The 14018-nt window shown below is 41.1% G+C and carries 12 protein-coding genes and 1 pseudogene; 8 read left to right on the top strand and 5 right to left on the bottom strand.

Annotated elements, in window-relative coordinates; translation table 11 throughout:
- The 3 genes from HGJ91_RS08905 to HGJ91_RS08895 form a co-directional block, all read left to right on the top strand.
- Positions 1–442, top strand: a 442-nt coding sequence (locus HGJ91_RS08905; RefSeq protein WP_291347368.1) for a hypothetical protein, incomplete at its 5' end; no start/stop codon positions are given.
- A gap of 42 nt (positions 443–484) precedes the next feature.
- The gene (locus HGJ91_RS08900) at positions 485–643 is read left to right on the top strand and encodes a hypothetical protein (protein ID WP_291347367.1); all 159 of its coding nucleotides are present in this window, start codon (positions 485–487) and stop codon (positions 641–643) included.
- Between the two features lie 71 nt (positions 644–714).
- Positions 715–1335 (top strand): LysE family transporter, encoded by a 621-nt coding sequence (locus tag HGJ91_RS08895; RefSeq protein WP_291347366.1) that lies wholly within the window; start codon positions 715–717, stop codon positions 1333–1335.
- 114 nt (positions 1336–1449) lie between these two features.
- Here the strand turns inward: HGJ91_RS08895 and HGJ91_RS08890 are convergent, their stop codons facing one another.
- The 5 genes from HGJ91_RS08890 to HGJ91_RS08870 form a co-directional block, all read right to left on the bottom strand.
- A complete protein-coding gene (locus HGJ91_RS08890) occupies positions 1450–2694 on the bottom strand; it encodes a nucleoside transporter C-terminal domain-containing protein (RefSeq protein ID WP_291347365.1) in 1245 nt (414 codons plus the stop codon).
- Positions 2695–2915: 221 nt separating this feature from the next.
- Positions 2916–4631, bottom strand: a complete 1716-nt coding sequence (gene ispH / locus HGJ91_RS08885; protein WP_291347364.1) for a 4-hydroxy-3-methylbut-2-enyl diphosphate reductase — start codon at positions 4629–4631, stop codon at positions 2916–2918.
- On the bottom strand, positions 4628–5497 hold the full coding sequence (locus HGJ91_RS08880) for a ParB/RepB/Spo0J family partition protein (protein WP_291347363.1): 870 nt from the start codon (positions 5495–5497) through the stop codon (positions 4628–4630). Before HGJ91_RS08880 ends, ispH begins: the two co-directional genes overlap by 4 nt.
- A complete protein-coding gene (locus HGJ91_RS08875) occupies positions 5494–6252 on the bottom strand; it encodes an AAA family ATPase (RefSeq protein ID WP_291347362.1) in 759 nt (252 codons plus the stop codon). The genes HGJ91_RS08880 and HGJ91_RS08875 overlap by 4 nt, the downstream gene beginning before the upstream one ends.
- 161 nt (positions 6253–6413) lie before the next feature.
- The gene (locus HGJ91_RS08870; RefSeq protein WP_291347361.1) at positions 6414–7733 is read right to left on the bottom strand and encodes a (Fe-S)-binding protein; all 1320 of its coding nucleotides are present in this window, start codon (positions 7731–7733) and stop codon (positions 6414–6416) included.
- A 175-nt stretch (positions 7734–7908) separates the two neighbouring features.
- On the opposite strand from HGJ91_RS08870, the gene hrpA reads away from it, so the two are divergent.
- The 5 genes and pseudogenes from hrpA to HGJ91_RS08845 form a co-directional block, all read left to right on the top strand.
- Positions 7909–11775, top strand: a complete 3867-nt coding sequence (gene hrpA / locus HGJ91_RS08865) for an ATP-dependent RNA helicase HrpA (protein WP_291347360.1) — start codon at positions 7909–7911, stop codon at positions 11773–11775.
- Between the two features lie 195 nt (positions 11776–11970).
- Entirely contained in the window at positions 11971–12411 is a 441-nt protein-coding gene (mraZ, locus tag HGJ91_RS08860; protein ID WP_291347359.1) for a division/cell wall cluster transcriptional repressor MraZ, read from the top strand.
- Positions 12412–12413: 2 nt separating this feature from the next.
- Entirely contained in the window at positions 12414–13352 is a 939-nt protein-coding gene (rsmH, locus tag HGJ91_RS08855; RefSeq protein ID WP_291347358.1) for a 16S rRNA (cytosine(1402)-N(4))-methyltransferase RsmH, read from the top strand.
- Between the two features lie 3 nt (positions 13353–13355).
- A complete protein-coding gene (locus HGJ91_RS08850) occupies positions 13356–13682 on the top strand; it encodes a hypothetical protein (protein ID WP_291347357.1) in 327 nt (108 codons plus the stop codon).
- Positions 13682–14018 (top strand): annotated as a pseudogene (locus HGJ91_RS08845) (penicillin-binding protein 2); the annotation flags it as partial. The gene HGJ91_RS08850 and the pseudogene HGJ91_RS08845, both read left to right, overlap by 1 nt.

Below are 14018 nucleotides of genomic sequence, written 5' to 3'. Positions count from 1 at the left end.
TTGGAAACCAGAAACCATTGATCTGCTTTGGTCCGAGGGAGCCGCTTATAACTTGACATTTAAAGGTGCATTGAAAGCCTGGAGACCATTGATGGCAGCTAATGGAATTGCTGTCATTTCGGAACTGAGCTATTTCACAAGTAACATACCGGAATCTGTACGAGTTTATTGGCAAAATGCCTACCCTGCCATCGGCACTGAATCAGAAAACTCAAATCATGCAAATTCATCAGGTTTTGAAATTTTAAGAATTCACCGTTTGCCATCAAAGGCTTGGTGGGATAATTACTATGGACCACTTAAAAAAAACATGAACGCTTTCAAGGACCCGGAAGACAGTATCATGCAATCCGTTATTAAAGAAATAGAAGAAGAAATGAAGCTCTTTGAAGAGCATGAGAAACATTACGGATATTCTTTTTATATGATGAAAGCTGTATAGTGATATGCCTGAAACTAAAAATAAAATATAAGGAAAATTCAAATGTCTTTTCGTATTTCACCAGTGTGGTGGCCAACTTTAGCTTTATCTTCACCTGTTCTTCTTCCATATCTCTTTATTAAAAACCATCGTTTTAAGCAAAATATTAAGAAAGCACTGGCGGTGAATGAAGAACGAATCGAGAAAGCTGGAAAGATCTGATGATTTATGAATAACATAACAAGCCTAATTCAGCCAAAAGCCATCAACCTCAACTGGAGAATATTTGACCCGTGTTTAGCTATCTGATATTTGGAATAACATATGCTTTCGCAGCAGCTGTTCAGCCCGGACCACTTCAAACGTATATCATCTCGCAGACGCTTAAAAAAGGATGGCGGTCAACTTTACCGGCAGCATTTGCCCCGGTTATCAGTGATATTCCCATTCTCATTTTAATTTTATTCCTGCTCAGCACAATGCCGGCTAATTTTATAATCATCTTAAGAATTGCCGGTGGACTGTTTCTTCTTTATCTGGCATTTAAGGCTTTTCAATCATGGCAGCAGTTCGAAGCAGACAAAACTGCAATAGATGAATCAGGCCGGCAGACATTATTTAATGCGGTTTTTGTAAACCTTTTAAATCCCAACCCTTACCTGGGATGGAGTTTAATTATGGGGCCCCTTTTTCTTGAGGGTTGGAAAATAGCACCAGCTAATGGAATCGCTCTTATTGCCAGCTTTTATTTAACGATGATTCTGACATTAGCAGGAATAATTATTTTATTTGGATTTGCCAGAAAATTGGGACCACAAGTGAGCAAAGTTTTAATTGGGCTGTCTTCTTTTGTACTGCTTGCTTTTGGGATTTATCAATTGTGGTTAGGAATTATTTCGGTTTCAATCATATAAAACGGAATGCCGGCGGATATCTTTGATCAACAACACCTGTTTTTTCTTCAGGGCAATCGCATGTAAAAACAATCATCTGGATTAATCGTTTTTTGAGCAAGCCTTTAAGTGTTGCTAATAGATGATGCCGACAACTGCTCCTGTCATGCAAGTAGCGATTGTGCCGGCTATGATAGATTTTATACCGAGGCTTACGATTTCATCCCTTCTCTCCGGTACCATAGCACCCATCCCTCCGATCATGATTCCGAGTGAACCGAAATTGGCAAACCCACACATAGCATAAATCATAATCAATCTGGACCGCTCACTTAAAGCGCCTTTTGGCAACCCGGCCAGATCGATGTATGCGATAAATTCGTTTAAAACGATTTTTGTTCCCATAAGTGAACCAGAGACCGTTGCTTCTGACCATGGGATCCCCATGAGCCATGTAATAGGAGCCATGACAAAGCCGAGCAGCCTTTGAAAAGTGATCGGTTGCCCTGCTTGATGCGGTAAAAGTCCGAGTAAGATGTTTATCAAATGAACAAGCGCTAAAAGCACTACTAACATAGCAATAATATTTATAAGGAGCTTGATGCCGTCCATAGTGCCCCGGGTAATTGCATCCATGGAGCTGTTTGCCTGACTCGGCAAATCCACCTTTCCTGTTGATGGTTCTCCTGTTTCAGGAATCATGAGCTTGGCTATGGTGATAGCTGCAGGAGCACTTATGATGGATGCGGTTAAAAGGTGACCCATGATTCCAGGCATCGCTTTATTTAAAATTGTAGCATAAAGTACCATGACTGTTCCGGCTATGGTAGCCATACCGGAAGCCATGATGGTAAAAAGTTCACTTCTTGAAATTCCTGAAAGATACGGTTTGGTAAAAAGGGGGGATTCAACCATGCCGACGAAAATATTTGCCGCACTTCCCAGACCTTCCACGCCTCCGATCCCCATTGTTCTGCGCAGGATCCATGAGAAAAATCGAACGACTACAGGAAGAATTTTCCAGTAAAACAACAAGGATGAAATAGCGCTTATAACCAGAACTAAAGGCAGTCCACGAAGGGCGAGTATATAACTTGAGCCGGGAAATTTTTCATCGAACGGAAGAGGCCCGCCTCCGATATAACCGAAAACAAAGCTGGTCCCTGCTCTAGTAGATTCCTCAAGCGCCTCAACAATGCTGTTCAGCCAGAAAAAAACGGTCTGACTTCCAGGTAATTTTAAAAGGAGGAGGGCGAATAGTATCTGTAGTCCTAAACCGGCTAAAACGGTCTTAAAATTTATATTTTTCCGATTTTCAGATAATATCCAGGCAAGAAATGCCAAGGCAAAGAAGCCGAACAAACTTTGAAATGTACTCAATTTCTTCTCCTGATTTAACTGGTAAGATCAACGTATCTTCTCGATAAGCCGAGGATATTGAATAATTTACCAGAACTTATTGAGATGTTGCAGATCAAACACTTAAAATATGACAAATTTTTAAATATGTGTCAATCCGCTTTAATATCAAAATATACTAAGCACTTGTCATTTCCGCAAAGGCAGGAACCCGGAAAAGCGGTGACAAAAGAGAACAAAAATTAAATTACAATGGCTGTCAATCCGGTGAAAAGAAATAAAAATTCAATAAAAAATTCCCGATGCGCCCCTGGTATAAGACTGTTTTTTTGAAAAACCTTTATTAACAAAAACATAATCAAGGGAATGGCAGCAAAAAAGAACGCATTTTTTACCAATACACCGGTAAAAACCGTCAAAAGCATAATACCCATATCAGCCATTAAAACATATTGTATGATTTGAAAACTTCGCTTTTCTCCTAAAAGGATAGGAAGGGTTTCCTTTCCCGTGATTCTGTCACCCTGAATGGCAAGGATATCAAAAAAGGCTGTCCTCGCAAATACCAGGCCTGTAGCAAATAAGAACACCACTGCAACAGACAGCAACTCACTTTGATTTGCCACAGCCGGCAAAAGGCAGGCCACTGTTCCCCAGGCAATGGTAATCAGACTGGTTTTTGAGCCGGGGATATCCTTTAATCGAGCGAGTTGTCCTTTTTTTGACATAAAAGGAATAATTTTTAAATTATATGACAATCCCAAAAGGCTCATGACAGACAGAATAAAAAAAGACAGCATCCCGGTGGTGATAAAGCTAAGATAAAGACCTGCCGCACCTGATAAAAAGGCGGCAACCCATAGATACACTCGATTTTTCTTATAAAAGAGTGCCCGCTGGGGATGATTATATTTATCCGGCTTAATAGTGAATAGATTGTTCAGTATCTGCATTGAAAGCACATACAGCATGGCGATCATGGCATGATGAAACTTTTGATCAATCCCTTGAAGAACAGAACACGCATACGTCAAAAAACCCGCGCCTGCTGCGGTCATTATATTGGTTTTCAATAAGAAATCCCGGATTAAAAATAAAAATACCTGGGCAGGATGCTGTTGTTGAAGGTTGCTTTCTATTTGAACATATGCATCATTAATGATCCAGTTTGGTGTAGACGCCCCGGCTGTTATCGCGACCGACCTGGCAGATGACAATTTCCCATAATCAATTTGGGATACTTCTTCAATATGGGCTGTGAATTTCCCTGTCTGGGACGCGATCTGGACCAGCCGTTTTGTGTTTCCGCTTTGTTTCCCGCCGACAACAATAACCGCATCATTTTCCCTGGCTAATTCCCGGATTTCAGTCTGCCGCTTTTCAGTGGACCCGCAAATGGTATCAAATATCTTATAATGCGGTGCATTGATTTTACACCATGCCTTTATTTCATCATAAAAAACAGTGTTCTGGGTGGTTTGAGCAACCACAACGGCAGTTTGGAACTTGGGCAGTTTGGAAAGCTGGTCCATGGATGTGACGGTATGCCCGTTTCCCCTGGCATATCCTAAAAGGCCCACGACTTCCGGGTGTTTCCCATCCCCGATAATAATAGTTGAATACCCTTTTTGGGCATACTTATGAATAATCACCTGGACCCCTACCACCCTGGGACACGTCGCATCTATCACAGCAAAGCCGGCATCCTTAAGTGCTTTTTGATCTTCCGGCGGAACACCGTGAGCCCGGATTAAGACAATACCACTCCCCTTTTCAGGAATTTGATCAATCCTGAAAATTTTTTTTTCTTCAAGCATTTTCAGGGCCTGGGGATTATGAATCAAAGGACCGTAGGTATAAATCGGTTCAGAAGACAAATTGGATGCATCCAGCACCATATCCACAGCACGCCGGACTCCCATACAAAATCCAGCGGTTTTCGCAACAACTATTTTCATGAAAGATTAGTCAAAAGATCGACCAGGCGTTGAAACTCTGTTTTTGATTTAAAATTGATTTCTATTTTACCCTTATCCCCGTTCTTCTGAATCCTGACGGTGGATTTAATTCGATCCGAAAGGATTGAACAGGTCTCGTCAAGAAATTGTTTTTCTGCAACTGATATCTTTTCCTGAAATTTCTGGGGTTCTTTTTTAACCCTGTTGACCAGTTTTTCCGTCTGCCTTACAGATAATTCTTTTTCAAGGACTATTTTAAAAAGAAGTAGCTGATGTTCTTCTGATCCGGCCCCTAACAGGGCTCTTGCATGTCCCATGGATATTTTTTCGTCAAGCAGGCTGTCTTTAATCACCTGGGGAAGATTTCTGAGACGAAGCAGGTTTGCGATGGTAGAACGGTTCTTTCCAATTTTTTTCGCTACTTTTTCCTGAGTATAATTAAACTCATGAATCAATCGATAATACGCCTCTGCCTCTTCAAGAACATTGAGATCTTCTCTTTGAATATTCTCGATAATGGAAACTTCCAATACCTGTTCATCGGTCAGATTTTTTACAAACACCGGCACATGGGTCAAACTGGCTTCCTTGGCAGCACGAAGCCTTCTCTCTCCTGCTATCAATTCATAGGAATCATCAAGGTGCCTTACCAATAAAGGCTGCAAAACACCCTGTTGTGCGATGGAATCCTTAAGGCGGTCCAGTTCTTCCTGGCTGAATGAGGTTCTAGGCTGATACCGGTTAGGTGCAATATCCCCAATGGGACACATGAGAAAGTCAGGGCTGCTCTCAGAGATTTCAAAGTCAGGAATCAACGCTGAAATTCCCCGTCCCAGTCCAGTGTTTTTCTTTTTCTTTTTTGTCATCTTTTTAAAAGTTCCCTTGCAAAAGCAATATAGCTTTTTGATCCTTGTGAATGTTTATCATATAATATGACCGGCAATCCATAGCTTGGCGCCTCTCCAAGCTTTACATTACGCGGTATCTTTGTTTTGAAAACCATATCCTTGAAATATTTTCTCGCATCTTCAACAACATGTTTAGCAAGATTTGTTCTTTTATCATACATCGTCAAAAGAATTCCCTTGATTTTCAATCCGGGATTAAAAGATGACTTGACTCGTTTTATGGTATCCAGCAGCTGCCCCAGACCTTCAAGGGCATAAAATTCGCTTTGAAGGGGTATCAAAACGGCATCCGAAGCTGTAAATGCATTCAACGTCAACAAACTTAACGCCGGTGGACAATCAATAATAATATAATCATACCTTTCTTTTACCGGTTCCAGAAGATCTTTAAGCTTTTTTTCCCTGTCCTTTACAGGCACCATCTCTATTTCAAATCCAATGAGATCAATATCGGCCGGAATCATCATCAGCTTGGGTAACATTGTGAGACAAATAATGTCATCAACACCTGCTTCACCGATAAGCCCATGATACAGAGAATATTCAAGGGCAAGCTTATCAATTCCCATACCGGTTGTTGCATTTGCCTGGGAATCGCAATCAACAAGCAATACTTTTTTTCCAATTTTGGCAAGAGCGGCTGAAAGATTTACTGAGGTCGTTGTTTTACCAACGCCCCCTTTCTGGTTCGCTACACTGATAATCTGAGTCATAATCAAATTTTCTTATCACAATTACCTGGCTTAGGCAATCAGTTAAAAGGCTCAAATATCTTTTTTCATATTTTAAAAAGACGGCTCATAAAAAAAAGCCTTGTACAGCAAATTACTTGCCGTACAAGGCCGGTTTAATTTTAAAATTTAAAACCCATAAATCACATGGCAGATTCCGGGTGAAATACATCCACTTCTTTCAAATCTTCACCAAGATATTCCCTTTCATTGGGGCCCAGTATGCCCAGAGAAAGGTTTAAGAGTGTCCATAAGTGAACAGTTTCCCATGCATGGTCATTGACGTCGGCCATATCATGCACTTGGGCATGACAATTATGGCAGGGTGTGATGCAGTATTCGGCCTTGGTTTCAAGAATCTGGTTGGCCTTGGTCTGCCCGTAAGCCCGTCTTTGCTCCTGAAAACCCGACTGGAGGAATCCGCCACCGCCGCCGCAGCAAAAATTGTTGGATTTATTGGGCGTCATATCAATAAAGTTTTCCTCGCCGACGACCGCTTTAACAACATATCTTAACTCTTCGGCAACCGGGTCGCCAAAAGATTTTCTTACCAGCTGGCAAGGGTCTTGGACGGTAAATTTAATTTTTCTGTCCTTGTTCCAGTCGGAAGAAGGGTTTAGCTTGCCTTCCCTGATCCATTGCGCATAGAGTTGAATAATACTTTTGATTTCAAAGTTGTAAGGAATGTTGAATTTTTTCAGTCCTGCCAGGACTGCGAAGAGTTCGTGCCCTCACTCGGTGTTGAGCCAGACCTTACAGCCCAGGTCCTCCACAGCTTTTACCTTTGTCCGGATAATTTTTTCCCAGGATTCATCTTCAGCCAGAAACATGCAATAATTTTCTGCGGCCCAGCCTTTTGTTCCATAGGTCCAGTCTGCGCCTGCAAGGTGCATTATTTTCCACAGCGGCACCATTTCATCGGGTTCTGTCACAGGCTCTCTGGAGTTCTGATTCAAAAAATAATAAGCGCCTTCCCTGTTTACATCTGCTGTCATCTCTGCAAATTCAGGCTGTGATTCCTGGTATTCTTCAAGAACATCTTCCACAACAAATTGAAAATCTTCTTCATTGGCACCCATGGCTGAACAGGTGTCATGTTTTAATGCCATGTCACATGAACCTCTGATGCCTTTTGGTCTTTCATCTCTTGGCCATTGTGCTCTTGCATTGAATACAAGCTGAGGAATATTAATTTCCATGGGACAGACATAAATACATCGCATACACATGGTACACATCCACGCCCAGTTTGAACTCAGTATTTCTTCATCCATTCCAAGAGCTGCCATTCTCAGGAACTTTCTTGGATCCATTCCCTCAAGACCGGTTGCCGGGCAGCCTGATGCGCATGCACCGCATGTCAGGCATGCATTCAAATTCCCACCATCGGGCAGAAGTTCCATTACCTTATCTTTAAAAACGCTTTTTCTTGCGTCTCCAATTTTAATAGCAACATCTCCCATGCTATCACTCCCCCTATCTATTCAAAATTAAAGTACTTTCACTATAGTACTGCATATTTCCATTTTTTTTAAAACAATGTTCTTTGTCTCTTATTCCATCATTCATGTCAACCATATTTTAAAATCAGAATTCAAAATTTGACATTTGTGAACTATAAGCTACTATTCAAAGGTCATGAATAAATTTAAAAAAACACAGGCAAGGCTTTTACACAAACCTTCCAATATAACCTTTAACCCTGATCTGCCCATCACCCATAAAAAAGATGAAATCATTGAGGCCATCAAAAAAAACTCTGTGGTGATTATTTCAGGGGAAACAGGATCAGGCAAAACCACCCAGATCCCAAAATTCTGCCTTGAGGCGGGACAGGGAATTAAAGGACTGATCGGCTGTACTCAGCCAAGACGTATCGCAGCCATCACTGTTGCCAGAAGAATTGCCGAGGAACTCAATGAGAGCGTTGGTCAATCGGTTGGGTATAAAATCAGGTTTGATGATAAAACCTCTGATCATGCGTACATCAAAATGATGACCGACGGTATCCTGCTTGCTGAAACCCAGACCGACAGGTTCTTAAATAAATATGATACCATTATTATAGATGAGGCCCACGAAAGAAGTCTGAATATTGACTTTACCTTAGGTCTTCTAAAAGACCTGGTTAAAAAAAGAAAAAATCTTAAACTGATTATCACGTCTGCGACCATTGATACACAAAAATTCTCAAGTGCCTTTGACAATGCGCCCATCATTGAGGTGTCCGGGCGGATGTACCCGATCGAAACCCTGTATATGCCTTTCTTAAATAAAGAAGACGAAAAACAGACCATTGAGGATCAGGGGTATGTTGAAGCAGCAGCCGATGCTGTAAACTTTCTTGTTTCCCAATCCGGATCAGGTGATATTCTGGTATTTATGCCCACGGAACAGGATATCGGAGAAACCATGGAACTGATCCGAGGCAAACATCATCCAGGGACTATAGTTCTGCCTCTTTTTGCCAGACTTTCGGCTAAAGAGCAGTCAAAAATTTTTTCACGACAGGTGGAAAAAAAAATTATTGTCGCAACCAATGTGGCTGAAACATCCCTGACCATACCCGGAATTAAATATGTAGTGGATACAGGACTTGCAAGGATTCCCAGCTATTCACCCCGGACAAGAACCACAGCGCTCCCCGTCACCCCTATTTCCCAGTCTTCCGCCAACCAGAGGATGGGGCGATGCGGCCGGGTTGAAAACGGGATTTGCATCCGGCTGTTTGATAAAAATGATTTCCATGCAAGGCCCTTTTTTACCTCTCCTGAAATATTAAGAAGCAATCTTGCTGAAGTCATACTGCGGATGATCTCCCTGAATCTCGGGGATGTCTCAACCTTCCCGTTCATTGATGCACCCGCCCCCAAAAGTATTAAAGACGGGTTTGACACCCTGATTGAGTTAGGTGCCATTAAAGAAAAGAAAGCTGAAAACAGACGAACAGAAAAAACAAAGTACACTCTCACAAAGATTGGCCGGATCATGGCAAGACTGCCCATTGATCCCAAATTATCCAGAATTTTAATTGAAGCTGATATGAAAGGATGCCTGAAAGAAGCGGCTATCATTGCCACGGCCCTTGCCATTTCAGACCCCAGACAGCGACCGGCAGAGAAAGCCCAGGCAGCCGATCAAAGGCATGCGCTGTTCAAAGATCCGAGTTCGGATTTTGTCACCCTTATAAACATCTGGAACGCCTATAAACGGGCTGAAAAAAAACTAAAGTCCCGATCCAAACTCAAAAAATTCTGCCAGGACCATTTCTTGTCTTTCAAGCGTCTGAGAGAATGGAACGAAATCCACGGACAAATTATAAAAATCCTGAAAGAGCATCATATAAAAGGAGGGAAAAAGAGGTTCTCTCAAACAGGGACCAAGGGCATGAAGGCCAAAGAATTTGATATTGGTGGGCCCTTATATATTGCCTTGCATCAATCCTTTTTATCAGGATATCTTGCCAACATTGCCCACAAAAAAGAAAAAAATATTTTTAATGCTGCAAAAGGTCAGCAGGCAATGATATTTCCCGGGTCCGGTCTTTTTAACAAGGGGGGAAACTGGATTGTAGCAGCGGAATTTGTCAAAACCAGCCGGCTTTTCGCAAGAACAGTGGCCAATATTGACCCTGAATGGCTTGAACAAATAGGCAAAGGCCTCTGCACCGCTACATACTCAGATCCACACTGGGGAAAAAAACGCGGAGAAGTCATTGCAAAAGAACAAATTTCCCTGTTCGGACTGATTATTGTCAACAACCGCCGTATTGCCTATGGCAAGGTAAACCCGCAGGAATCCGGAGAAATATTTATCCGCCACGCTTTGGTCCAGGGGGAAATTCATCAGAAGTTTGAATTTATGACCCATAACCGGCAGCTGATTGATGAACTTGAAACCCTTGAGCATAAAACCCGGAAAAAGGATATTCTGGCTTCTGAACATGATATATATCTTTTTTACCAGTCAAGGCTTCCAGAACCTTTTTATAATATCAGAACATTTTCCAAATTTATGAAAGACCAGGAAAACCAGGATTTCTTGAAAATGACCCTGGAAGACCTTCAAAAATCTTCCATTGATGATCATGCATTATCTTTATTTCCCGATACCCTGACAATGGATCAGGGCAAATTTAGGCTTGAATATAAATTCAATCCGGGATCCAAAAAAGATGGGGTCACCATAAAAGTTCCGGTCTCATCAGCCTTGCTTGTCTCAAAAAACAACGTGGACAGACTGGTGCCGGGCCTGTTTGAAGAAAAAATTGCTGCCCTGATAAAAGCGCTTCCAAAAAAATATCGGGTGAAACTGGTACCGGTGTCTGAAAAAGCCGCCATTCTTGCCAGGGAAATGCCAAAAAAAGACAAACCCTTATTTTCGCTGCTCTCTTCTTTTATTCATAAACGGTTTGATCTGATTATTCCCGCCACTGAGTGGTCAGATGAAGACCTGCCGGACCACTTGAAAATGAGAATCTCCATCAGGGATGAAAAAGGAAAGGAGATGAAAGCCTTACGGGACTATTCCGTTTTGAAAAAATTTTCAACAGTGTTCCCCTCTCAAAAAGATGAATTTCACCTGGCCCAAAAAAAATATGAAAGAACCGATATAAAAAAATGGGATTTTGAAAACCTTGAAGCGTTTATTCTCATCACCCGGGAAAAGGAATTTACACAAAAAGGCTACCCCGGGCTGAAAATCGAAACTGATCCGAAAAACAAAACTAAAGGTTTATCCCTAAGACTGTTCAAATCAGAGCAGGCTGCAAAAAACTCCCATAATCAAGGAATAAAAAAGCTTTTCCAAATCTGTTATCCAGATGATTTTAAGGCGTTGAGAAAAGATATTAATACGCATCCCGGGATAAAGCAGATCGCACCTTTTTTTAACGGCCAGACAAAATTTACCCATTCTTTATTCAACCTGATCACCACCACATCGTTTGCCAGAAATATCAGAACAAAAAAAGAGTTTGAACTTCATGCCCAAAAAAAATTGAAACATCTGTACAATACCGGGCAGGAATTTATTAAGACCATTCTTGGGCTTGGGAAGGAATATCAATCCTGTTTTGAGCTCATCCAAAAACTATCCTTTCAGTACCAGAAAAAAAAGAAAATTTTTAATATTATCACCGCTCTTTTCAAAGACCTGAAAAATCTTGTACCTCAAAATTTTGCCGATCTTTATACGGTTGAAAGAATCAGGGACCTTCACCGGTATGTCGCCTGCATCAGTACCAGGGTCCAAAGAGCGGTTGACAATCCTTTAAAGGAAGAAAAGAAAGCGTTACAGCTGGCAGGATATATCACCCATCTAAACACTCTTTTATCCTCCCTTTCTGACAAGTCTTCGCCTGAAAAACCCCAACATATCGAAGCATTTTTCTGGCTCTTGGAAGAGTACAAAATATCGTTGTTCGCACAGGAGTTAAAGACAAGTGTAAAGGTTTCTGCCAAAAAGCTGGATCAATTTTTAATAAAAATTTCTACAATGATCTGATCCCCCCCTATTAACAAACACTCCACTTCACTCCATTTTTAATTATATTTTAATCCTACCTATTTATAGGGTATACAATTAATTTATTAAAAAAAAATTAATTTTCTCTTGACTTAACTACTATTTTTCGTAAAAGTGTGGGACAAGGTGGTGGAAAGTGGATGAGTTAATAATTTTTAACTGAGGCTTAAATAAGTGTTTCGATCAAGCTCCTTTCATACAATTGACTCCAAAGGCCGGGTAATTATTCCGTCAAGATTCAGGAATATCCTGAAGGCGGATAAAATTTACGGGGTTATGGTCTCAAACAAGGACGATTGTTTATACGCCTATACTTTTAGTGAATGGGAAAAAGTTGAAACCAGGATTCTGGCAACAAAGACCAGTGCCATGGGAGATTTCAGAAGATTTTTCCTCGGCAACTCCTGTGACTGCATGTGTGACAAACAGGATCGTATCCTGATCCCTAAAAGTTTAAGAGAATATGCAAATCTTGAAAAAGATATCGTTCTTGTCGGCAACCTGGATCGGTTTGAGATCTGGGCACGTGGTCACTGGGACAAAGTCAACAAAAGGATGGAGCAGAAACTCAAAAATGAGGAAGTAAGAGAGGAAATAGCTTCCCTAGGGTTGTAACAATGGGATTTGAGCATACGTCTGTAATGCCTCAAGAGGTGCATGAGCACCAGAACCTTAAACCCGGAAACATTATAGTGGATTGTACTCTGGGTGGGGCAGGTCATGCGCTTGCGGCAATCAAGGCAATACTCCCTGGAGGAACACTGATCGGCATTGATCAGGATTTGGATGCCATCAAACATGCTAAAAAAATTTTACATCCGTTTGAAAAAAATGCGGTGTTGTTTCACAGCAATTTTTCTGAACTTCCAAAGATTCTGAACTCTAACGGAATAAAGGGTGTAAATTCAATACTCCTTGATTTAGGCTTTTCACTAAACCAACTAAAAAACGGCAAACGCGGATTTAGTTTTAACAAGAATGAACCATTGGATATGCGAATGGATATTCGAAACGATCTGACAGCCTTTGAGATTATCAATTCATTCCCTGAGAGTGAGCTGGTAAATATTTTCTTTAAATTTGGTGAAGAAAAGTTTTCTAGACGAATTGCAAAAAGAATCGTGGAAACAAGACGTCATGCACCGATTCATACAAGTTTAGAGCTTGCACAGATGATTACAGAAACCATCCCTGCAAAAAATAGATTCAAGTCACGCATTCATCCTGCAACAAGAATTTTCCAGGCACTAAGAATTGCGGTAAACAGGGAATTGGAACGGCTTGAAAAATTTATGAAAACCGTACCTTCCCTTCTTTTAAAAGGGGGACGACTTTGTGTTATTTCTTTTCATTCCCTTGAAGATCGAATCGTAAAGCAGGCATTACGAAAATTCGAAAACGGCTGTACATGCCCGAGAGAGCTTCCGATTTGTTCATGTGGGTTTGTCCCGCAGATGGAATCGGTTTTCAGAAAACCTTTGGTGCCCACAAAAGAAGAAACAGCTCTCAATCCCATGGCAAGAAGTGCCAAATTAAGAGTGGCTCAAAGGGTTTAATAAATGGCAATTAAAAACAACATACCCCCCAAAATACCATCGCGAAAATCAAGTTTTCGATGGCTTGTCATTATTTCTATCATCTTTTGTGAACTTTTGGTTTACACCTGGATCAGGACAGAATCCACCCAGACCATATTACGGGTATCCAAAGGGCAGGAAGCGTTTGTAAAAAAGGCCTCCTACCACAAGGCCTTATCTGTTGAAAGAGACCGCCTGAAATCAGACGACCGTATCACTCGAATTGCAAAAACCAGATTAAATCTTTTAACGGATACAGCAAATCAAACTATTTATCTGCCAATTTCTCTGTTGGGGGAAGACGGCTAATGTCAAAAAAATTTAACAAAGAGGTGAAACAAAGAATTATTGTTATTCAGGTTCTGATTGTTGTCTCGATTTTTCTTATGGGGGCAAAATCCTTTGATATCCAGATTTTCAAATCCCGGGAGCTGACACAAAAAGCTGAAAGCGATTATTCCAGACATTTCACTATCAAAGGGGAAAGAGGGCAGATTCTGGACAGAAGCATGAATAAACTTGCGACCAGCATTGACGCCATATCCATTACGGCCTGTCCTTCAAAAATAAAAAACCCGGCCATCGTCGCTGAAAAACTTTCAAAATTACTGAATATTAACCGAAAAAAACTTCAAAACACTCTTT

Origin of the sequence: Desulfobacula sp. (assembly GCF_014237455.1) — a bacterium.
GTDB lineage: Bacteria > Desulfobacterota > Desulfobacteria > Desulfobacterales > Desulfobacteraceae > Desulfobacula.
This window is presented reverse-complemented; position numbering and strand designations above follow the sequence as displayed.

What these genes read in the sequence shown, in the direction of transcription:
- HGJ91_RS08900 (WP_291347367.1), top strand. Translation starts at nt 485, where the DNA reads ATGTCTTTTCGTATTTCACCAGTGTGGTGGCCAACTTTAGCTTTATCT.
- ispH (WP_291347364.1), bottom strand. Translation starts at nt 4,631, where the DNA reads ATGAAAATAGTTGTTGCGAAAACCGCTGGATTTTGTATGGGAGTCCGG.
- HGJ91_RS08880 (WP_291347363.1), bottom strand. Translation starts at nt 5,497, where the DNA reads ATGACAAAAAAGAAAAAGAAAAACACTGGACTGGGACGGGGAATTTCA.
- HGJ91_RS08875 (WP_291347362.1), bottom strand. Translation starts at nt 6,252, where the DNA reads ATGACTCAGATTATCAGTGTAGCGAACCAGAAAGGGGGCGTTGGTAAA.
- hrpA (WP_291347360.1), top strand. Translation starts at nt 7,909, where the DNA reads ATGAATAAATTTAAAAAAACACAGGCAAGGCTTTTACACAAACCTTCC.
- rsmH (WP_291347358.1), top strand. Translation starts at nt 12,414, where the DNA reads ATGGGATTTGAGCATACGTCTGTAATGCCTCAAGAGGTGCATGAGCAC.
- HGJ91_RS08850 (WP_291347357.1), top strand. Translation starts at nt 13,356, where the DNA reads ATGGCAATTAAAAACAACATACCCCCCAAAATACCATCGCGAAAATCA.